This is a genomic window from Pseudomonas sp. TH08 (genome assembly GCF_016651275.1).
In the GTDB taxonomy this organism is placed as follows: Bacteria; Pseudomonadota; Gammaproteobacteria; order Pseudomonadales; family Pseudomonadaceae; genus Aquipseudomonas.
In genome coordinates this window covers 47,045-68,564 of the sequence record NZ_JAEKEE010000001.1, presented here as the reverse complement: position 1 = coordinate 68,564, position 21,520 = coordinate 47,045, and the positions used below count along the sequence as shown (strand labels likewise).

18 protein-coding genes and 1 other RNA gene are annotated in these 21,520 nt (G+C 60.4%); 18 read left to right on the top strand and 1 reads right to left on the bottom strand.

All coding sequences use genetic code 11. The features are described from left to right. Nucleotides 1-158: 158 nt before the first annotated feature. The 18 genes from rsmI (at nucleotide 159) to lpxC (ending at nucleotide 19,748) form a co-directional block, all read left to right on the top strand. A complete protein-coding gene (gene rsmI, locus JFT91_RS00320; RefSeq protein WP_201228440.1) occupies nucleotides 159-1,064 on the top strand; it encodes a 16S rRNA (cytidine(1402)-2'-O)-methyltransferase in 906 nt (301 codons plus the stop codon). A 73-nt stretch (nucleotides 1,065-1,137) separates the two neighbouring features. Further along, an RNA gene (rnpB, locus tag JFT91_RS00315) (RNase P RNA component class A) lies at nucleotides 1,138-1,491 on the top strand. Between the two features lie 402 nt (nucleotides 1,492-1,893). Beyond that, nucleotides 1,894-2,349 (top strand): division/cell wall cluster transcriptional repressor MraZ, encoded by a 456-nt coding sequence (gene mraZ, locus JFT91_RS00310; protein ID WP_053154948.1) that lies wholly within the window; start codon nucleotides 1,894-1,896, stop codon nucleotides 2,347-2,349. Continuing rightward, complete coding sequence (gene rsmH / locus JFT91_RS00305) at nucleotides 2,346-3,293, top strand: 16S rRNA (cytosine(1402)-N(4))-methyltransferase RsmH (protein WP_518524852.1); 948 nt, start codon at nucleotides 2,346-2,348, stop codon at nucleotides 3,291-3,293. Before mraZ ends, rsmH begins: the two co-directional genes overlap by 4 nt. After that, nucleotides 3,290-3,583 (top strand): cell division protein FtsL, encoded by a 294-nt coding sequence (gene ftsL / locus JFT91_RS00300; protein WP_007917008.1) that lies wholly within the window; start codon nucleotides 3,290-3,292, stop codon nucleotides 3,581-3,583. Before rsmH ends, ftsL begins: the two co-directional genes overlap by 4 nt. Continuing rightward, the gene (locus JFT91_RS00295) at nucleotides 3,583-5,322 is read left to right on the top strand and encodes a peptidoglycan D,D-transpeptidase FtsI family protein (protein ID WP_201230578.1); all 1,740 of its coding nucleotides are present in this window, start codon (nucleotides 3,583-3,585) and stop codon (nucleotides 5,320-5,322) included. Before ftsL ends, JFT91_RS00295 begins: the two co-directional genes overlap by 1 nt. Further along, complete coding sequence (locus JFT91_RS00290; protein WP_201231289.1) at nucleotides 5,322-6,785, top strand: UDP-N-acetylmuramoyl-L-alanyl-D-glutamate--2,6-diaminopimelate ligase; 1,464 nt, start codon at nucleotides 5,322-5,324, stop codon at nucleotides 6,783-6,785. The genes JFT91_RS00295 and JFT91_RS00290 overlap by 1 nt, the downstream gene beginning before the upstream one ends. Further along, nucleotides 6,778-8,145: a UDP-N-acetylmuramoyl-tripeptide--D-alanyl-D-alanine ligase gene (locus tag JFT91_RS00285; RefSeq protein ID WP_201231288.1), complete on the top strand. Its 1,368-nt coding sequence runs from the start codon at nucleotides 6,778-6,780 to the stop codon at nucleotides 8,143-8,145. Before JFT91_RS00290 ends, JFT91_RS00285 begins: the two co-directional genes overlap by 8 nt. After that, nucleotides 8,145-9,227 carry a phospho-N-acetylmuramoyl-pentapeptide-transferase gene (gene mraY / locus JFT91_RS00280; protein WP_201146592.1) on the top strand — a complete coding sequence of 361 codons (1,083 nt, stop codon included), beginning with the start codon at nucleotides 8,145-8,147 and terminating at the stop codon, nucleotides 9,225-9,227. Before JFT91_RS00285 ends, mraY begins: the two co-directional genes overlap by 1 nt. A 5-nt stretch (nucleotides 9,228-9,232) precedes the next feature. After that, nucleotides 9,233-10,579, top strand: coding sequence for a UDP-N-acetylmuramoyl-L-alanine--D-glutamate ligase (murD, locus tag JFT91_RS00275; protein WP_201231287.1), 1,347 nt, complete (start codon nucleotides 9,233-9,235; stop codon nucleotides 10,577-10,579). Further along, nucleotides 10,576-11,793, top strand: a complete 1,218-nt coding sequence (gene ftsW / locus JFT91_RS00270; protein WP_007916996.1) for a putative lipid II flippase FtsW — start codon at nucleotides 10,576-10,578, stop codon at nucleotides 11,791-11,793. Before murD ends, ftsW begins: the two co-directional genes overlap by 4 nt. Further along, nucleotides 11,783-12,853 carry an undecaprenyldiphospho-muramoylpentapeptide beta-N-acetylglucosaminyltransferase gene (gene murG, locus JFT91_RS00265; RefSeq protein WP_064392864.1) on the top strand — a complete coding sequence of 357 codons (1,071 nt, stop codon included), beginning with the start codon at nucleotides 11,783-11,785 and terminating at the stop codon, nucleotides 12,851-12,853. The genes ftsW and murG overlap by 11 nt, the downstream gene beginning before the upstream one ends. Then, nucleotides 12,846-14,306: a UDP-N-acetylmuramate--L-alanine ligase gene (murC, locus tag JFT91_RS00260; protein WP_201228436.1), complete on the top strand. Its 1,461-nt coding sequence runs from the start codon at nucleotides 12,846-12,848 to the stop codon at nucleotides 14,304-14,306. The genes murG and murC overlap by 8 nt, the downstream gene beginning before the upstream one ends. After that, nucleotides 14,303-15,277 carry a D-alanine--D-alanine ligase gene (locus JFT91_RS00255; RefSeq protein WP_201146596.1) on the top strand — a complete coding sequence of 325 codons (975 nt, stop codon included), beginning with the start codon at nucleotides 14,303-14,305 and terminating at the stop codon, nucleotides 15,275-15,277. The genes murC and JFT91_RS00255 overlap by 4 nt, the downstream gene beginning before the upstream one ends. Nucleotides 15,278-15,281: 4 nt before the next feature. Beyond that, nucleotides 15,282-16,148, top strand: coding sequence for a cell division protein FtsQ/DivIB (locus JFT91_RS00250; RefSeq protein ID WP_201146597.1), 867 nt, complete (start codon nucleotides 15,282-15,284; stop codon nucleotides 16,146-16,148). A gap of 15 nt (nucleotides 16,149-16,163) precedes the next feature. After that, the gene (gene ftsA / locus JFT91_RS00245) at nucleotides 16,164-17,423 is read left to right on the top strand and encodes a cell division protein FtsA (protein ID WP_008082764.1); all 1,260 of its coding nucleotides are present in this window, start codon (nucleotides 16,164-16,166) and stop codon (nucleotides 17,421-17,423) included. Nucleotides 17,424-17,527: 104 nt separating this feature from the next. Next, entirely contained in the window at nucleotides 17,528-18,724 is a 1,197-nt protein-coding gene (ftsZ, locus tag JFT91_RS00240) for a cell division protein FtsZ (protein WP_095190806.1), read from the top strand. Nucleotides 18,725-18,836: 112 nt separating this feature from the next. Then, entirely contained in the window at nucleotides 18,837-19,748 is a 912-nt protein-coding gene (lpxC, locus tag JFT91_RS00235; protein WP_007916984.1) for a UDP-3-O-acyl-N-acetylglucosamine deacetylase, read from the top strand. A 176-nt stretch (nucleotides 19,749-19,924) separates the two neighbouring features. On the opposite strand, the gene JFT91_RS00230 is transcribed toward lpxC, so the two are convergent. Beyond that, the gene (locus JFT91_RS00230) at nucleotides 19,925-21,433 is read right to left on the bottom strand and encodes a sensor domain-containing diguanylate cyclase (protein WP_201231286.1); all 1,509 of its coding nucleotides are present in this window, start codon (nucleotides 21,431-21,433) and stop codon (nucleotides 19,925-19,927) included. Nucleotides 21,434-21,520: the final 87 nt, after the last annotated feature.

Sequence of the window (21,520 nt, the reverse complement as noted above, 5' to 3'; positions counted from 1 at the left end):
GATCAAATTAGCGTCGAATTGTACCCAAGCACTGGCCGGGGCGCGATGTTAGTGGCGTGAAACGGGCAATTTAGCTGGAGTAAATGTTGCGACAGCACACAACTGCGGGCAAAACCGGGTTTGGCTCAGGCGTATCGCCTGTCGCGTGACGCGCTACAATGCCCGCTTTTACCGAACACGAGGTGTGCGCTTTGACTGCTCCAGGTCCTTTGAATTCCGCTGCGGGCTCGCTTTATGTGGTGGCGACGCCCATCGGCAACCTGGACGACATCAGCGCCCGGGCCCTGAAAATCCTCCGCGAAGTGGCGTTGATTGCTGCCGAGGACACCCGTCACTCGGCGCGGCTGATGCAGCACTTCGGGATTGCCACGCCGCTGGCCGCGTGTCACGAACATAACGAACGAGATGAAGGTAGTCGTTTTATTACGCGCTTGCTGGCAGGTGACAACGTCGCCCTGATCTCCGATGCCGGCACGCCGTTGATTTCCGATCCGGGGTATCACCTGGTGCGTCAGGCTCGTGCTGCCGGGATCAATGTAGTGCCGGTACCGGGTGCTTGTGCCTTGATCGCGGCGTTGTCGGCGGCAGGTCTGCCGTCTGACCGATTCATTTTTGAGGGTTTTTTGCCGGCCAAATCGGTCGGGCGCAAAGCGCGCCTTGAAGCCGTTAAAGAAGAACCACGCACGCTGATCTTTTACGAAGCGCCGCACCGCATTCTCGAATGTTTGCAGGATATGGAAACGGTGTTTGGTGGTGAGCGTCCGGCTTTGCTGGCGCGTGAGATCACCAAGACTTTCGAGACCCTCAAGGGTTTGCCGCTGTCTGAGCTGCGCGCGTTCGTCGAGTCCGACAGCAATCAGCAGCGTGGCGAATGCGTCGTGCTGGTGGCCGGCTGGACGGCGCCGGAGTCCGAAGACGCGGTCAGCAGCGAAGCCATGCGCGTCCTCAATCTGCTGCTCGAAGAAATGCCGCTAAAGCGTGCCGCCGCGTTGGCAGCGCAGATTACCGGTGAGCGAAAAAACGTCCTGTACCAGGTCGCGCTGGATCAGCAGAAGGGCGAGTAACCCGTCGCGCAGACAGGTTTTGCGGCTATTAGCGCTTGTTCTTCAGGCGCTCTGCCGTTAACCTGCGCGGCGGAGAGTCGATCGGACAGTCGCTGCCCTCTATGAAAATTAGGGGGGGGAGGAAAGTCCGGGCTCCATAGGGCGAAGTGCCAGGTAATGCCTGGGAGGCGTGAGCCTACGGAAAGTGCCACAGAAAATAACCGCCTAAGCGCTTCGGCGCCGGTAAGGGTGAAAAGGTGCGGTAAGAGCGCACCGCACGTCTGGCAACAGTTCGTGGCTAGGTAAACCCCACTTGGAGCAAGACCAAATAGGGTCCCAAGGCGTGGCCCGCGCTGGGACCGGGTAGGTTGCTAAAGATGTCCAGTGATGGCCATCGTAGACGAATGACTGTTCAAGACAGAACCCGGCTTACAGATCGACTCTCCACCTTTTTCTTTCCCTGCTTGAATCAAAGGCGACAGGGCTGTGTAATATCAGCAGGCCTGCTCTGAAAGTTCGGCAGCGGCAAATGCAGTAATAGCCATTTCCCACCCTGCTTCAATCAACAGCAGAAGCGCTTTTGTAATACCGAAAAAATCTTACTCTTAACAAATTACTTTAACTTTCGAGCGCAGCTTTCAGTGCTGCATCAAGTTATGGGTCGAAACTCCGCGCCAGATTCTCGTTGCTCCTCCTTTTATGCTCCTAAATCTCCGTTCTGTAAGGGTTTTCCTTTAATCCGCGCCTTGACGGTGTGGTGGGCGCATTCCTATAGTGTGCGCAAGTGGCGGAAAGTGGCATGAAGTGGGTTTTTTGAGCTCAAAACGATAAAAATTGGAGAAACGCAGACGTGTTTCGCGGAGCTAACGCTATCAGTCTCGATGCAAAGGGCCGTCTCGCCATGCCGAGCCGGTACCGTGACGAGCTCGATTCGCGCAGTTCCGGCCAATTGATCGTGACCATTGATGCCGTTGATCCATGTTTGTGCGTCTATCCGCTCGACGAGTGGGAAATTATTGAAACCAAGTTGCGTGCACTCCCTTCGCTTCGTGAAGAGAACCGTCGCTTGCAGCGTTTATTGATCGGCAACGCCGTCGACCTCGAGCTCGATGGCAGTGGCCGTTTTCTGGTTCCACCGCGTCTGCGCGAATACGCCAAGCTCGATAAGCGCGCGATGCTGGTGGGCCAGCTGAACAAGTTCCAATTGTGGGACGAGGATGCATGGGACGCGGTATCTGCCGCTGACCTTGCTGCTATTCAACAACCGGGCGCTATGCCTGATGAACTGCGTGATTTGATCCTGTGACTATTGATAGCGGCTTTAACCACATCACCGTACTGCTTGACGAAGCCGTCGAGGCTCTCGCCGTACGCCCTGATGGCTGCTATCTGGACGGTACGTTCGGACGCGGTGGCCACAGCCGGCTGATCCTCAGCCAGCTCGGGACGGACGGTCGGCTCATCGGGTTCGACAAAGATCCACAAGCGATTGCCACCGGGCAAACGCTAGCGGCCGAAGACGGCCGCTTTGTCGTTGTGCAGCGTAGCTTTGCCGAGCTGGGTTCGGTCGTCGCCGAACAAGGTCTGGCCGGCAAGGTCAGCGGCATTCTGCTCGACCTCGGCGTGTCTTCGCCGCAGCTCGACGATGCTGAGCGCGGCTTCAGTTTCCTCAACGACGGCCCGCTGGACATGCGCATGGATCCGTCCCGTGGCATCAGCGCTGCCGAATTCGTCAACACCGCGCCGGCTGAGGAAATCGCCCGGGTGTTCAAGGAGTACGGTGAAGAGCGTTTCTCCGGGCGCATGGCCCGTGCCGTCGCCGAGCGTCGCGATATCACGCCTTTCGAGCGCACCGCCGATCTGGCTGAAGTGCTCAAGGTCGCCAACCCTGCATGGGAAAAGGGCAAGAACCCGGCCACCCGTGCATTCCAGGGTTTGCGCATTCACGTCAACAACGAACTGGGCGATCTGGAAACCGGCCTCGAAGCCGCACTGGAAGCGCTGGAAGTTGGCGGTCGTCTGGTGGTGATCAGCTTCCACTCGCTGGAAGACCGCATCGTCAAACTGTTCATGCGCAAGCTGGTGAAAGGCGAAGCCGACAACCTGCCGCGCAACCTGCCGGTTCGCCACGTGGCGTTCGAACCGAAAATCAAAGTCCATGGCAAAGCGCAGACGGCCTCCGACGCCGAACTCAAAGCCAACCCACGTTCCCGTAGCGCCGTCATGCGCGTCGCGGAGAAGCTGCGGTGAGCAAGCTTTTCGCCAAGCCACTGCCTGGCGGCAGCTTTTTGATGCTGCTGCTGTTCATCGGCGTGCTCGTATCGGCCATCGCCGTGTCGTACAGCGCGCACTGGAACCGTCAGTTGCTCAACACCCTTTATAACGAACTCAGCGTGCGCGACAAGGCGCAGGCCGAGTGGGGTCGCTTGATTCTTGAGCAAAGCACCTGGACCGCGCACAGCCGGATCGAAGTGCTGGCCACCGAACAACTGAAAATGCACATTCCGGGCGCGGCTGACGTGAAGATGGTGGCGCCATGATGAAACTCGAAGGCGCATTGTTCCCGTGGCGCTTCCGCCTGATGGTGGCGCTGCTCGGCGTGATGGTCGCGGCGATCTGCTGGCGCATCATCGACCTGCAAGTGGTTGACCGTGACTTCCTCAAAGGTCAGGGCGATGCGCGCAGCCTGCGTCATATCCCGATTCCGGCTCACCGTGGTCTGATCACCGACCGTAACGGCGAGCCTTTGGCCGTCAGTACCCCGGTGACCACGCTGTGGGCCAACGCCAAGGAAATGCAGACCGCCAAGGAAAAGTGGCCCGCACTCGCCGCCGCCCTGGGTCAGGATCCGAAAGCCCTGACCGAGCGCCTTGAAGCGCAAGCCAACAAAGAATTCATTTACCTGGTGCGCGGGCTGACGCCTGAGCAGGGCCAGGCTGTACTCGACCTGAAAGTGCCGGGCGTTTACGGCATCGAAGAATTCCGCCGGTTCTATCCGGCCGGTGAAGTCACCGCGCACATGGTTGGTTTTACCGACATCGACGATCACGGTCGCGAAGGCGTCGAACTCGCCTACGACGAGTGGCTGGCCGGGGTGCCGGGCAAACGACAGGTCATCAAGGATCGGCGCGGACGGCTGATCAAGGATGTCCAGGTCACCAAAAACGCCAAGGCCGGCAAGCCCTTGGCGTTGTCGATTGACCTGCGTCTGCAATATCTGGCCAACCGCGAGCTGCGCAACGCAATCATCGAAAACGGTGCCAAGGCCGGCAGCCTGGTGATCATGGACGTCAAGACCGGCGAGATTCTCGCCATGGTCAACCAGCCGACCTACAACCCGAACAACCGTCGCAACCTGCAACCGGCGATGATGCGTAACCGCGCGATGATCGACGTGTTCGAACCGGGTTCGACCATGAAAGCCATCTCGATGAGCGCCGCTATCGAGTCCGGCCGCTGGAAACCGAGCGACACCGTCGAGGTGTATCCGGGCACGCTGCAGATCGGTAAATACACGATCAAGGACGTTTCCAAGAGCGAAGGTCCGGTGCTGGACATGACCGGCATTCTGATCAATTCCAGTAACGTCGGCATGAGTAAGGTTGCCTTCGATATTGGTGGCGAAACCATTTACCGTCTCGCGCAGAAAGTCGGCCTCGGCCAGGACACCGGCCTGGGCTTCCCGGGCGAGCGTGTCGGCAACCTGCCGAACTACCGCGAATGGCGCAAGGCTGAAACCGCAACACTGTCCTACGGCTACGGTATTTCCGTGACCGCGATTCAGCTTGTTCATGCCTTCTCGGCGCTGGCCAACAATGGTCGTCTCGCGCCGTTGACCCTGATCAAAACCGACAAGCCGCCGCAAACGACGCAAGTGCTGCCGGAAGCTGTCGCGAAAACCATGCAAGGCATGCTAACGCAAGTGATCGAAGCCCCGCGTGGCGTATTCCGTGCGCAGGTGCCGGCGTATCACGTGGCCGGCAAGTCGGGTACTGCACGTAAAACGTCGGTGGGCACCAAGGGCTACGCCGAAAACTCCTATCGCTCGCTGTTCGCCGGTTTCGGCCCGATGAGCGATCCGCGTTACGCCATTGTTGTGGTGATCGATGAACCGTCCAAGGCCGGTTATTTCGGTGGTCTGGTGTCCGCGCCGGTGTTCAGCCGTGTGATGTCCGGCACCCTGCGTCTGATGAACGTGACTCCGGACAACCTGCCGACCACTCAGCAGGCCAACGCCACCCCAGTCATTCCGCTGAAAGCCAATGGAGGGCGCGGCTGATGTCATTAAGTCTGAACAAGATATTCCCCCACGCCGGCCACGATCTGTTGATCCGTGAATTGGCGCTGGACAGCCGCAACGTGCGCGCAGGCGATTTGTTCCTCGCCGTGCCCGGTGGCAAATTTGATGGCCGCGCGCACATTGCCGATGCATTGCAACGCGGCGCCGCTGCTGTAGCGTATGAAGTGGAAGGCGCCACCGTGCTGCCGATCACCGACGTGCCGCTGATTCCGGTCAAAGGCCTGGCGGCGCAACTGTCGGACATCGCTGGTCGCTTTTATGGCGAGCCAAGCCATCACCTGAATCTGGTCGGCGTAACCGGCACCAACGGTAAAACCAGCGTGACCCAACTGGTTGCGCAGGCACTGGATCTGCTAGGTCAGCATTGCGGTATCGTCGGTACCCTCGGTTCCGGCTTCTATGGCGCACTGCAAAGTGGTCTGCACACCACGCCGAATCCGATTGCCGTACAGGCGACGCTGGGCGACCTGAAAAAGGCCGGCGCCAAAGCCGTGGCCATGGAAGTTTCGTCCCACGGTCTGGATCAGGGCCGCGTCACCGCGCTGGCATTCGACGTGGCGGTGATGACCAACCTGTCCCGCGATCATCTGGATTATCACGGCACCATGGAAGCGTACGCTGAGGCCAAGGCCAAGCTGTTCGCCTGGAATGACCTGAAGTGCCGCGTGGTCAACCTCGACGACGATTTCGGCCGGCAACTGGCCGCTGAAAAACGTGAATCGCGTTTGATCACCTACAGCCTGCTCGACAGCAGCGCGTACCTGTTCTGCCGCGAAGCGCAGTTCGACGACCACGGCGTGCGCGCCACGCTGGTGACGCCGCAGGGCGAACATCATCTGCGCAGCACCTTGCTCGGTCGCTTCAACCTGAGCAACGTCCTGGCGGCGGTCGGCGCCTTGCTCGGTCTGGATTACGCGCTCGACGAAATTCTCAAAGTGCTGCCGAAACTCGAAGGCCCGGCCGGTCGCATGCAGCGTCTGGGCGGTGGCACGCAGCCGTTGGTGGTGGTCGATTACGCCCACACCCCGGACGCGCTGGAAAAAGTCCTGAGCGCTCTGCGCCCGCACGTCAAAGGTCAATTGCTGTGCCTGTTCGGCTGCGGCGGTGACCGTGATCGCGGCAAGCGTCCGCTGATGGCCGAAGTGGTTGAGCGTCTGGCCGATCAAGTGCTGGTCACCGACGACAACCCGCGCACTGAAGACCCTGCGGTGATTTTCGATGACATCCGCGCCGGTTTCACGGCTATGGATAAAGTCACCTTCGTCGCCGGTCGTGGTCAGGCCATTGCACAACTGATTGCCGGCGCTTCAGCCGATGACGTGATTGTGCTGGCCGGTAAAGGTCACGAGGACTATCAGGAGATCAATGGCGAGCGCCACGCTTTCTCCGACCTGGTCGAGGCCGATCACGCGCTGACCGCGTGGGAGGTGGCCCATGCTTAAGGCCCTCAAACTCAGCGAACTGACCAATGCGCTCGATGCACGCTTGATCGCTGCTGATGCCAGCTTCGACGGCGTCAGCATCGACAGCCGTGCGATCCAGCCTGGCCAACTGTTTATTGCCCTGACCGGTCCGCGCTTTGACGGTCACGATTATCTGAACGACGTCGCCGCCAAAGGCGCCGTTGCCGCACTGGTCGAGCGTGAAGTCGCCGACAGTACGTTGCCGCAATTGCTGGTCAAGGACACCCGTCAGGCTCTCGGCCAGTTGGGGGCGCTGAACCGTGCTGCATTCACTCAGCCAGTCGCCGCGATCACCGGCTCCAGCGGCAAGACCACCGTCAAGGAAATGCTCGCGAGCATCTTGCGCACGCGCGGTCCGGTGCTGGCGACTCGCGGCAATTTGAACAATGACCTCGGCGCGCCACTGACTCTGCTCGAACTGGCCCCGGAACACACGGCGGCCGTCATCGAACTGGGTGCCTCGCGCCTCGGTGAAATCGCCTACACCGTCGGGCTGACCAAGCCGCATGTGGCAATCTTGAACAATGCCGGCACCGCTCACGTCGGTGAGTTCGGCGGCCCGGAAAAAATCGTTGAAGCCAAGGGTGAAATCATCGACGGGCTGGCGGCTGATGGCGTCGCCGTGCTCAATCTCGATGACAAGGCCTTCGGCATCTGGAAGACCCGCGCGGGCGCTCGCCAGGTGCTGACTTTCGCCCTGAGCAACACTCAGGCGAATTTCCATGCCAGCGATCTGACCACCGACGCCCGTGGCTGCCCGGCCTTCAATCTGCATACACCTGAAGGTGTCGAGCGCGTTCAACTGAACCTGCTCGGCACTCACAACGTCGCTAACGCCTTGGCCGCCGCCGCTGCTGCGCACGCTTTGGGCGTGTCGCTGTTCGGCATCGCCACCGGGCTTGGCGCCGTGCAACCGGTCAAGGGTCGCACCGTCGCGCAACTGGCGAAAAACGGTATGCGCGTGATCGATGACACTTACAACGCAAACCCCACCTCGATGTGCGCGGCCGTTGATATACTCGCCGGCTTTTCCGGCCGCACCGTCCTGGTGCTCGGAGATATCGGCGAGTTGGGCGATTGGGCGGAGCAGGGGCACCGCGACGTGGGCGAATACGCCCGGGGCAAGGTTTCCGCGCTTTATGCCGTTGGGCCAAACATGGTTCACGCCGTAAACGCTTTCGGTGAACAGGCGCATCACTTCGGCACGCAAGCCGAACTGATTCAGGCCCTCGACGCCGAGCAGGACACAAACACCACCATTTTGATCAAGGGTTCGCGCAGTGCAGCGATGGAAAACATCGTTGCGGCTCTGTGCGGGTCCAGTCTGGAGAAACATTAATGCTGCTGCTGCTAGCGGAGTATCTGCAACAGTTCTACAAAGGCTTCGCGGTCTTCCAGTACCTGACCCTGCGCGGGATTCTCGGTGTGCTGACTGCGCTGGTTTTGTCGCTGTGCTATGGCCCGTGGATGATCCGCACTTTGCAGAACCGTCAGATCGGTCAATCCGTACGTAACGATGGTCCGCAATCGCACTTGTCGAAATCCGGTACGCCGACCATGGGTGGCGCGCTGATTCTGTCTTCGATCGGCGTCAGCACTCTGCTCTGGGCTGACCTGAGCAACCGTTATGTCTGGACTGTGTTGCTGGTGACCCTGCTGTTTGGCGCCATTGGCTGGGTCGACGATTACCGCAAAGTCATCGAGAAAAACTCGCGTGGTCTGCCGAGTCGCTGGAAGTATTTCTGGCAGTCGGTGTTCGGCCTCGGCGCAGCGATCTTCCTTTATATGACCGCCACTACCCCGGTGGAAACCACGCTGATTCTGCCGATGCTCAAGGACTACAGCATTCCGCTGGGCCTGGGCTTTATCGTGCTGACCTACTTTGTGATCGTCGGTTCGAGCAACGCGGTCAACCTGACTGACGGCCTCGACGGTCTGGCGATCATGCCGACGGTGATGGTTGGCGGCGGTCTGGGCATCTTCTGCTACCTGTCGGGTAACGTGAAATTCGCTGAATACCTGCTGATCCCTTACGTGCCGGGCGCGGGCGAGCTGATCGTGTTCTGCGGTGCGCTGATCGGTGCCGGCCTGGGCTTCCTCTGGTTCAACACCTATCCGGCGCAAGTGTTCATGGGTGACGTCGGTGCCCTGGCACTCGGCGCGGCACTGGGCACCATCGCGGTGATCGTCCGTCAGGAAATCGTCCTGTTCATCATGGGCGGCGTGTTCGTGATGGAAACCCTGTCAGTCGTCATTCAGGTTGCTTCCTTTAAGCTGACCGGTCGCCGTGTGTTCCGCATGGCACCGATACACCACCACTTTGAACTCAAGGGCTGGCCCGAGCCGCGCGTGATCGTCCGTTTCTGGATCATCACCGTGATTCTCGTGCTGATCGGCCTTGCCACCCTGAAGCTGAGGTAGAACGAGTGTCTCTGATCGCTTCTGACCACTTCCGCATCGTTGTCGGCCTCGGCAAGAGCGGCATGTCCCTGGTTCGCTTCCTGGCGAACCGGGGCACGTCGTTTGCTGTGGCTGATACGCGGGAAAATCCACCGGAACTGGCCGCGCTCAAGCGTGACTATCCGCACGTGGAAGTGCGTTGTGGCGAGCTGGACGTCGAATTCCTGTGCCGTGCCGACGAGCTCTACGTGAGCCCCGGTCTGGCGCTGGCGACCCCGGCCCTGCAAGCCGCTGCGGCCCGTGGCGTGAAACTGTCCGGCGACATCGAGCTGTTCGCGCGTAACGCGCAGGCGCCGATCGTGGCTATCAGCGGCTCCAACGCGAAAAGCACCGTCACCACTTTGGTCGGCGAGATGGCGGCTGCGGCCGGCAAACGTGTCGCCGTCGGCGGCAACCTCGGCACTCCGGCGCTCGACCTGCTCAGCGATGACGTCGAGCTGTACGTGATGGAGCTGTCGAGTTTCCAACTGGAAACCACCGACCAGCTCAACGCCGAAGTGGCCACCGTGTTGAACATCAGCGAAGACCACATGGATCGCTACAGCGGCCTGCCGGCGTACCATTTGGCCAAGCACCGGATCTTCCGTGGTGCCAGGCAGTTCGTGGTCAACCGCCAGGATGCGCTCAGCCGTCCGTTGATGGGCGAGGGCCAGCCGTGCTGGACCTTCGGTCTGACCAAACCGGATTTCAAGGCATTCGGTATCCGTGAAGAGGACGGCGAGAAATACCTCGCGTTCGAATTCCAGAACCTGATGCCGGTGCGTGAGCTGAAGATTCGCGGCGCGCATAACCAGTCCAACGCCCTCGCGGCGCTGGCGCTTGGTCATGCGGTCGGCCTGCCGTTCGACGCCATGCTTTCGGCGCTGCGCACATTTGCCGGTCTGGAGCATCGCTGCCAGTGGGTGCGTGATCTCAACGGCGTCGCTTACTACAACGATTCGAAAGCCACCAACGTTGGTGCCGCGCTGGCGGCCATCGAAGGCCTCGGTGCGGACATCGACGGCAAGGTCATCCTGATCGCCGGCGGCGATGGCAAGGGTGCCGAGTTCAACGATCTGCGTGATCCGGTGGCGGCCAACTGCCGCGCCGTGATCCTGATGGGCCGCGACTCCGACAAGATCGGCGAAGCCATCGGTGATGCCGTGCCACTGATTCGCGCGACCTCGCTGGTTGACGCCGTTGCGCAATGCCGCGCCGCTGCTCAACCGGGTGACGTGGTGCTGCTGTCGCCGGCCTGCGCCAGTTTCGACATGTTCAAGAATTACGAAGACCGTGGTCACCAGTTCGTCCGCGCCGTGGAGGAATTGGCATGAGCCTGCGCAATATCATCAAACCGTATCCGTCGCCGATCATCACCGGGCGCGGCATCGACCTCGATTTCCCGATGCTCGCCGGTTGCCTGGCGCTGCTCGGTCTCGGTCTGATCATGATCGCCTCGGCTTCCACCGAAGTGGCGGCTGCGCAGTCGGGCAGTCCGCTGTATTACATGATTCGCCACCTTATTTATGTGGTGCTGGGATTGGGCGCCTGCATCGTCACCATGATGATTCCGATCGCTACCTGGCAGCGCCTCGGCTGGCTGATGCTGATTGGTGCGTTCGGCTTGCTGGTGATGGTGATCATCCCCGGCATCGGTCGCGAAGTGAACGGTTCGATGCGCTGGATCGGTTTCAGCTTCTTCAATGTGCAGCCGTCCGAAATTGCCAAAGTATTCGTGGTGATCTACCTCGCCGGTTATCTGGTGCGTCGCCAGAAGGAAGTGCGCGAGAGCTGGATGGGCTTCTTCAAACCGTTCATCGTGCTGCTGCCGATGGCCGGCCTGTTGCTGATGGAGCCGGACTTCGGTGCCACCGTGGTCATGATGGGCGCTGCTGCCGCGATGCTGTTCCTTGGCGGGGTCGGGTTGTTCCGTTTCTCGCTGATGGTGGTGTTGGCGGTCGGGGCGGTGGTCTTGCTGATTCAGATGCAGCCGTACCGGATGGCGCGTCTGACCAACTTCGCCGACCCGTGGGCCGACCAGTTCGGCGCCGGTTATCAGCTGTCGCAAGCGCTGATCGCGTTCGGTCGCGGCGAGTGGCTGGGCGTAGGCCTGGGCAACAGCGTGCAGAAGCAGTTCTACCTGCCGGAAGCGCACACCGACTTCGTGTTCTCGGTTCTGGCTGAGGAACTTGGTGCGGTCGGTTCGTTGTGCACCGTGGCGCTGTTCGTGTTCGTGTGTATTCGCGGCATGTACATCGGCTTGTGGGCCGAGAAAGCCAAACAGTTCTTCGCCGCTTATGTGGCCTACGGTCTGTCGTTCCTGTGGATTGGTCAGTTCCTGATCAACATCGGTGTGAACGTCGGCCTCTTGCCAACCAAGGGGCTGACCCTGCCGTTCCTCAGTTATGGCGGCAGTTCGTTGGTGATTTGCTGTGCCTGTCTCGGCTTGCTACTGAGGATCGAGTGGGAGAGTCGAACCCACCTGGGCAGTGAAGAGATGGAATTCCATGAGAGCGACTTCGCTGAGGAGCCGAATCATGGGCGCTAACGTATTGATCATGGCCGGCGGCACCGGCGGCCACGTATTCCCGGCGCTGGCCTGTGCCCGCGAGTTTCAGGCGCGCGGTTACACCGTGCACTGGCTCGGCACGCCACGTGGGATCGAGAACGAACTGGTGCCAGCCGCAGGGCTGGAACTGCACCGGATCAATGCCACCGGCCTGCGCGGCAAGGGCAAGCTATCGCTGCTCAAAGCGCCGTTCATGCTGCTGAAATCGGTATGGCAGGCGCGGGCGATCATTCGCCGTCTGAAGCCGGTGTGTGTGGTCGGCTTCGGTGGTTATGTGACTGGCCCCGGTGGTCTTGCCGCGAAACTGGCCGGCGTACCGGTGATCGTTCACGAGCAGAACGCCGTCGCTGGCACCGCCAATCGGTTGCTGGTGCCGTTCGCCGCCCGGGTGTGTGAAGCGTTCCCCGACACCTTTACTCTGTCGGACACCCGCCGTACCACCGGAAATCCGGTGCGCAGCGAGCTGTTCCTCGACACATCGCGACCTGCTCTGGCCGGTCGCAAAGCGCGTTTGCTGATCCTCGGCGGAAGCCTGGGCGCAGAACCGTTGAACAAATTGCTGCCTGAAGCCCTGGCCCAAGTCGCTGCCGATTTGCGCCCGGAAGTGTTTCATCAGGCCGGCAAAAACCACGATGAAGTGACTGCAGAGCGCTACCGCGCCGCCGGCGTCGATGCGCAGGTGCAGCCGTTCATCAAAGACATGGCCCAGGCCTATGGCTGGGCTGACCTGGTGGTGTGCCGCGCAGGCGCGTTGACCATCAGTGAGCTGGCTGCCGCCGGTCTGCCCTCGATGCTGGTGCCTTTGCCCCATGCGATCGACGATCACCAGACCCGCAACGCCGATTATTTGGCCCGTGAAGGCGCTGCCTTCCTGATGCCGCAAAGAACGACTGGTGCCGCGGACCTTGCCGCGCGCCTGACAGAGGTCTTGATGCAACCGCAACGACTCGAAGATATGGCCCAAGCCGCCCGCCGTCTGGCGAAACCCGATGCCACCCGTAGCGTGGTCGATACCTGTCTGGAGGTGGCCCATGGTTGAGAATCAGAAAGCCATGCCGCAACCGGAAATGCGCCGCATCCGTCGCATCCACTTCGTCGGCATCGGCGGCGTGGGCATGTGCGGCATCGCCGAAGTGTTGTTGAACCTGGGCTATGAAGTCTCCGGTTCCGACCTGAAAGCTTCGCCGGTCACCGAGCGTCTGGAATCGTTCGGCGCGCACATCTTCATCGGCCACCGTGCCGAGAATGCCGCGACCGCCGACGTACTGGTGGTGTCGAGCGCTGTGAACACCTCCAACCCGGAAGTCGCCACCGCCCTTGAGCGCCGCATTCCGGTGGTGCCGCGTGCGGAAATGCTCGCCGAGTTGATGCGCTATCGCCACGGCATCGCCGTTGCCGGTACCCACGGCAAAACCACTACTACCAGCCTGATCGCTTCGGTATTCGCCGCCGGTGGTCTCGATCCGACGTTCGTCATCGGTGGTCGACTGAATGCTGCGGGCACCAATGCACAACTGGGTACCAGCCGTTACCTGATCGCCGAAGCCGATGAAAGCGATGCGAGCTTCCTGCACCTGCAACCGCTGGTGGCCGTGGTCACCAACATCGACGCCGACCACATGGCGACCTACGACGGTGACTTCAACAAACTGAAGAAAACCTTCGTCGAGTTCCTGCACAACCTGCCGTTCTACGGTTTGGCCGTGATGTGCCTGGATGACCCGGTCGTGCGCGAAATCCTGCCGCTGGTGAAACGTCCGACCGTGACCTACGGCTTCAGCGAAGATGCCGACGTGCGTGCAATCAATGTGCGTCAGCAAGGCATGCAGACCTTCTTCACCGTGCTGCGTCCTGACCGCGAGCCGCTGGATGTTTCCGTGAACATGCCGGGCAACCACAACGTGCTCAACTCGCTGGCGACCATCTGCATTGCGTCCGACGAGGGCGTCAGCGATGAAGCCATCGTTCAGGGCCTGTCGGGTTTTCAGGGCGTCGGTCGACGCTTTCAGGTCTACGGCGAACTGCCGGTGGACGGCGGCAACGTGATGCTGGTCGACGATTACGGTCACCACCCGACCGAAGTCGCGGCCGTAATCAAAGCCGTGCGTGGTGGCTGGCCGGAGCGCCGTCTGGTGATGGTCTACCAGCCGCACCGTTACAGCCGCACCCGCGACCTGTACGACGATTTCGTCAATGTACTGGCCGATGCCAACGTGCTGCTGCTGATGGAAGTCTATCCGGCCGGCGAAGAGCCGATCCCGGGCGCTGACAGCCGCAAACTGTGCAACAGCATCCGCCAGCGCGGTCAGCTCGACCCGATCTACATCGAGCGTGGCGTTGATCTGGCGCCGCTGGTCAAGCCGCTGCTGCGTGCTGGCGACATTCTGTTGTGCCAAGGCGCCGGTGATATCGGCGGTCTCGCGCCGAAGCTGTTGAAAAGTGAATTGTTCGCTGGCGCCGTGGCGGCGTCGGTCGAGGGGAAGTTGAAATGACTGCTGCCTACGCCAAGCTGTTTTCCACTATCGCGCCGAAAGACTTCGGCCGCGTTGCCGTGCTCTTTGGCGGTCTGAGTGCCGAGCGTGAGGTTTCGCTGAAATCCGGTAATGCTGTGCTCGACGCGCTGCAAAGCGCTGGCGTGGACGCGTTCGGCATCGACGTTGGCGCCGATATTCTGCAGCGTCTGCTGAGTGAAAAAATCGACCGCGCGTTCATCATTCTTCACGGCCGTGGCGGTGAAGACGGCAGCATGCAGGGCCTGCTCGAAGTCGCCGGGATTCCCTACACCGGCAGCGGCATCCTCGCGTCCGCACTGGCGATGGACAAATTGCGCACCAAGCAGGTCTGGCACAGCCTCGGGATTCCGACGCCGCGTCACGCCGTGCTGTGCAGCGAAGCCGATTGTATTTCCGCGGCGACGGAACTGGGCTTCCCTTTGATCGTCAAACCGGCGCATGAAGGTTCAAGTATCGGGATGGCCAAAGTGAGTTCTGCGTCCGAGTTGATCGACGCATGGAAAGCGGCCAGTACCTACGATTCGCAAGTCTTGGTTGAGCAATGGATCCAAGGTCCGGAGTTCACCATCGCCACCCTGCGTGACCAGGTGTTGCCTCCTATCGCCCTGGGTACACCGCACACGTTCTACGACTACGACGCCAAGTACATCGCCAACGATACCCAGTACCGCATTCCGTGCGGGCTCGATGCCGCCAAGGAACAGGAACTCATGGATCTCACGGCCAAGGCCAGTGAGGCGCTGGGGATTGCCGGTTGGGGCAGGGCGGACGTCATGCAGGACGCCGACGGGCAGTTCTGGTTCCTGGAAGTAAACACCGCACCGGGAATGACAGATCACAGTCTGGTGCCGATGGCGGCACGTGCTGCCGGTCTGGATTTCCAGCAGTTGGTGCTGGCCATTCTGGCCGCCAGTGTTGAAGGCGCAGTAACCCAAGAGGCGCGAGGTTAAGACCATGCAAGGCGCTCAGCTCAGACATCAGCCACCCGCACCCGGCCGCAAGCCGGTGCCGCGGGGTGCCAGCCGAATGGTGGCCAAAGAGCCGATGTCCGCGCGCCTGCCGAAAGCCAATTTCAGCTTTCTGAAAAGCCTGTTCTGGCCGGTGCTGTTGGTGGTACTGGGCTTTGGTACGTACGAAGGCGCAACGCGTTTGCTGCCGTACGCCGACCGACCGATCACCAAGATCGCCGTGCAGGGCGACCTGAGCTACATCAGCCAGCAAGCGGTGCAGCAGCGGATCGCCCCGTACGTGGCGTCGAGCTTCTTCACCATCGATCTGGCTGGCATGCGTACCGAGCTTGAGCAGATGCCCTGGATCGCCCACGCCGAAGTACGCCGTGTGTGGCCGGATCAAGTGGTGATCCGCCTCGAAGAGCAACTGCCGGTGGCCCGTTGGGGCGACGAGTCGTTGCTGAACAACCAGGGCCAGGCGTTCACGCCCAAGGAGCTGGCGAACTACGAACACCTGCCACAGCTGTTCGGCCCACAACGGGCCCAGCAGCAAGTGATGCAGCAGTATCAGGTGCTGAGCCAGATGCTGCGGCCGCTGGGCTTCTCGATTGCGCGCCTGGAATTGCGTGAACGCGGTAGCTGGTTCCTGACCACCGGTGCCGGCAGTTCCGGCCCCGGCATCGAGTTGCTGCTGGGACGCGGCAACCTGGTGGAAAAGATGCGCCGCTTCATCGCCATCTATGACAAGACACTTAAAGACCAGATTACGAACATTGCGCGCATCGATCTGCGCTACGCCAACGGCCTCGCTGTTGGCTGGCGGGAACCTGTAGCGCCGACGACAGACAAACCCGCTGTCGCAAAGAATTAAGAAGAGGCAGGACCCATGGCAAACGTGCAAAGCGGCAAAATGATCGTCGGTCTCGATATCGGCACCTCCAAGGTGGTGGCGCTGGTCGGCGAGGTCTCCGACGACGGCTCGCTGGAAATCGTCGGGATCGGTACGCATCCGTCCCGTGGCCTGAAGAAGGGCGTGGTGGTCAATATCGAATCCACCGTGCAATCGATCCAGCGCGCGATCGAAGAAGCCCAACTGATGGCGGGCTGCCGCATTCACTCGGCGTTCGTCGGCGTGGCGGGCAATCACATCCGCAGCCTGAACTCCCACGGCATCGTCGCGATCCGTGATCGCGAAGTCAGCTCGGCTGATCTTGAGCGCGTTCTTGACGCCGCCCAGGCTGTGGCGATCCCGGCTGACCAGCGCGTGCTGCACACCCTGCCGCAGGATTACGTGATCGACAACCAGGAAGGTGTGCGCGAGCCTCTGGGCATGTCCGGCGTCCGCCTGGAAGCCAAGGTTCACGTGGTCACCTGCGCCGTCAACGCCGCACAGAACATTGAAAAATGCGTGCGTCGCTGCGGTCTGGAAATCGACGACATCATTCTTGAGCAACTGGCGTCTGCGTACTCGGTACTGACCGACGACGAGAAAGAGCTGGGCGTGTGCCTGGTCGATATCGGCGGTGGCACCACCGACATCGCGATCTTCACCGAAGGTGCGATTCGTCACACCGCCGTGATCCCGATTGCCGGTGATCAGGTGACCAACGACATCGCGATGGCGTTGCGCACTCCGACCCAGTACGCCGAAGAAATCAAGATCCGTTACGCCTGCGCCCTGGCCAAACTGGCCGGTGCCGGTGAAACCATCAAGGTGCCAAGCGTTGGCGACCGTCCACCGCGCGAACTGTCGCGTCAGGCCCTGGCCGAAGTGGTCGAGCCGCGTTACGACGAACTGTTCACGCTGATTCAGGCCGAGCTGCGTCGCAGCGGCTACGAAGACCTGATCCCGGCCGGCATCGTCCTCACCGGCGGTACGTCGAAGATGGAAGGCGCCACTGAACTGGCCGAAGAAATCTTCCACATGCCGGTTCGTCTGGGCGTGCCGCACGGCGTCAAAGGCCTGGATGACGTGGTGCGTAACCCGATTTATTCCACTGGCGTTGGCTTGTTGATGTACGGCCTGCAAAAGCAGTCCGACGGGATCTCGTTCTCGGGCATCGGCAGCCGCGACAGCTACAGCAACGAAGAGCCACAGGCGCCGTTGCTGGACCGATTGAAGAAGTGGGTTCAAGGCAACTTTTAAAAGCAGCTGGAAGCGTCAAGCTTCGAGCGGCAAGCAGTAGCAGTAGATGCACCGCGACAAAAATGCAGTAGGCGAAAAAACTAGAGAATGTAAGGAGAGGGAAAATGTTCGAACTCGTAGACAACATCCCCGCAAGCCCGGTAATCAAAGTTATCGGTGTCGGCGGTGGCGGCGGCAACGCTGTCAACCACATGGTCAAAAGCAACATTGAAGGCGTTGAATTCATCTGCGCCAACACTGATGCTCAAGCGCTGAAAAACATCGGCGCGCGAACCATTCTGCAACTGGGTACCGGTGTGACCAAAGGTCTGGGTGCCGGCGCCAACCCTGAAGTAGGTCGTCAGGCCGCTCTCGAAGACCGTGAGCGCATTGCCGAAGTCCTGCAGGGCACCAACATGGTGTTCATCACCACTGGCATGGGCGGCGGTACCGGTACCGGTGCTGCACCGATCATTGCCGAAGTGGCCAAGGAAATGGGCATTCTGACCGTTGCGGTCGTGACTCGTCCGTTCCCGTTCGAAGGCCGCAAGCGTATGCAGATCGCCGACGAAGGCATCCGCATGCTGTCCGAAAGCGTCGACTCGTTGATCACCATTCCTAACGAGAAGCTGCTGACCATCCTCGGTAAAGACGCCAGCCTGCTGTCGGCTTTCGCCAAGGCTGACGATGTATTGGCCGGTGCCGTTCGCGGTATCTCCGACATCATCAAGCGTCCGGGCATGATCAACGTCGACTTCGCCGACGTACGTACCGTGATGAGCGAAATGGGCATGGCGATGATGGGCACTGGCTGCGCCAGCGGTCCGAACCGTGCACGTGAAGCCACCGAAGCGGCGATCCGTAACCCGCTGCTGGAAGACGTGAACCTGCAAGGCGCACGCGGCATCCTGGTGAACATCACCGCCGGTCCTGACCTGTCTCTGGGTGAGTACTCCGACGTGGGTAGCATCATCGAAGCCTTCGCTTCCGAGCACGCGATGGTCAAGGTCGGTACTGTTATCGATCCGGACATGCGCGACGAGCTGCACGTAACCGTAGTAGCCACCGGTCTGGGCGCGAAAATCGAGAAGCCTGTGAAGGTCATCGACAACACCGTTCACACTTCCATGGCTGCCTCCCAGGTACAACAACCGGCTGCGGCTCGTCAGGAAGCGCCAGCGGTCAACTACCGTGATCTGGACCGTCCGACCGTCATGCGCAACCAGGCTCAGGCCGGTGCTGCGGCTGCCGCGAAGATGAATCCGCAAGATGATCTGGACTACCTGGACATCCCGGCCTTCCTGCGTCGTCAGGCCGATTGATGGAATGTATCAGGGCTATGAAGGTGATTGGTGTTCAGCAAAGGCTCGGTCTGCTATTATCGCCAGCCTTTGTTGATACCAGTTCGCAATTTGCGCTGAAGCGGCCCAAGCCATGATTAAACAACGCACACTGAAAAATATTATCCGTGCCACAGGTGTAGGCCTGCACTCCGGTGAGAAGGTCTATCTGACCCTCAAGCCTGCGCCTGTCGACACTGGCATTGTGTTTTGTCGCGCTGACCTCGACCCTGTGGTGCAGATCCCTGCCCGCGCGGAAAACGTCGGTGAAACCACTATGTCGACGACGCTGATTAACGGCGACGTCAAAGTGGACACGGTAGAGCACTTGCTCTCGGCCATGGCTGGCCTGGGCATCGATAACGCCTACGTCGAGCTCTCCGCGTCCGAAGTCCCGATCATGGATGGCAGCGCTGGACCCTTCGTATTCCTGATTCAATCGGCTGGCCTGGAAGAACAGGACGCCGCCAAGAAATTCATCCGCATCCTGCGTGAAGTGACAGTGGAAGACGGCGACAAGCGCGCCACTTTCGTCCCTTTCGAAGGGTTCAAGGTGAGCTTCGAGATCGATTTCGATCACCCGGTATTCCGGGACCGCACCCAAAGTGCAAGCGTGGATTTTTCCAGCACTTCGTTCGTAAAAGAAGTCAGCCGCGCCCGTACCTTTGGTTTCATGAGTGATATCGAGTACCTGCGCAAGCACAACCTCGCACTCGGCGGCAGCGTTGAAAACGCAATCGTGGTCGATGCCGATGGCGTACTGAACGAAGACGGCCTTCGCTATGAAGACGAATTCGTGAAGCACAAGATCCTCGATGCCATTGGCGATCTGTACCTGCTGGGTAACAGCCTGATTGGTGAGTTCAAAGGCTTCAAGTCCGGTCACGCACTGAACAACCAGCTGCTGCGCAAATTGATTGAGCAGACAGATGCCTGGGAAGTGGTGACGTTCGAAGACGCCAGTACCGCACCGATCTCTTACATGCGCCCTGTTGCGGCGGTGTAAGTAAAAAACCTCTCTAGTTTTTTGAAGGCCATCCTCGGATGGCCTTTTTTTATGCCCTTAGTTTTTGTGTTGCCTGGGCCGGCCTCTTCGCGAGCAGGCTCACTCCTACATTTGAAATGCATTCCCCTGTAGGAGTGAGCCTGCTCGCGATAGGGCCAGTGAGGCCACTATATCTATCAGGAAGCCACCACCACCCGATTGCGCCCACTTTCCTTGGCCTGATACAACGCTTTGTCCGCCGCAAACAACAGCTGCTCCAGGGTCATCTCACTCGCCGCCGTCCAGGTCGCGATGCCAATACTCACCGTCATCGGCCTCTCGGCACCGTCGACCGGCGGTAACTGCTCAACCGCCTGACGAATATGCTCGGCAATCTGCTGCGCCCCATGACTGTCGGTCTCGGCCAGAATCACCGAAAACTCCTCACCACCGTAACGTGCAACCAGATCCGCCGGTCGTCGTACGTTTTCAATGATCACTCGGGCCAGTGTTTTCAACGCCTGATCCCCGGCCGGATGGCCGTGGCGGTCATTGAACGCCTTGAAATGGTCGGCATCGATCATCATCACCGATATCGGCTGGCCCGAACGCTGTGCGCGGAACCATTCGTGGCGCAACGACTGATCAAGCATCCGCCGGTTGGCGACACCGGTCAGCGCATCCGTGGCCGCCAGTTGCGCCAGTTCACGCTCGGCCCGCTGGCGCAAACGCAGTTCGCGGGCGAGCAGCCAGGTCAGCCACAGCAAACCCGCGCACAGCACGCCAGTCGCGCCGCTGATCAATATCGCGGTGCGGCGCCAAGTGGCAAATACCTCATCGCTGGAGAGCGCGACCATCACCGTCAGCGGCAGATTGCCAACCCGCGAATAGGTGTAGAGGCGCCGTTGATGGTCGATACTCGAAATGCTGGTGAAACTGCCATTACCATCCTTGTCGCGCAGAATCCGCACCACGTTGGGCCGATTGCCGAAGCTCTTGCCGATGGAGTCGCTTTGCAGATAGGGCTTCTGCGCGAGCAGCACGCCGTCGTTGTCGATGATGTTCAGCGTGCTGTTTTTGCCGATGTCGAGGCTGTTGAACAACTGATCGAAGTAGTCGAGTTTCATCGACGCCACGGCCACGCCGATGAACTCCCCGGTGTCCGAGGAAATGCGCCGGCTGAAGCTGATGCGCCATTGATTGGCCTCATCGCAGTCGCAGCGGGTTTTGAACGGGCGGCTGATGAACATGCCGACATCACGGTTGAAAGCGTGCGCGAGGAAGTAGTCGCGGTCGGCGAAATTACCCGGTTTGGGGTCGACCCGCGAGGAGTCGGCAATCACCTCGCCATGCTTGTCGAGCAGCAGGATGTCGCCTTTGAAGCGCGCGGTGGTGGAGCGGTCGAACAGCGCCAGATGGCGAATCTCTGGGGTGACGTCGCGCAAGTCATCACGCTGGGCGGCGGCGATCAGGCCTTGCAGGGTCAGGTCGTACAGTTCGACCGTGCGCAGGACGTCGGCGTCGATCAATTGCGCGATGGTGGTGGCGCTGCGGGTGGCCGAGTCCTGAGCGTTGGCGTGCTCACGAATCAGCAGAAAGGTGACGATGCAGATAATCGCGATCACGGTCAGTGAACTGCCGCAGATCAGCAGCAACTCGGGGCGTCCGGTCTTGCCCGTAACGGGTGGGGTACGGCTCGCGATCATGATGGGGTTATCGGTTGGGGGATTTGTGTAGTGAGGGGATTTATCCCCGATGGGCTGCGCAGCGGCCCCCTGATTTTTCAGTGAAGA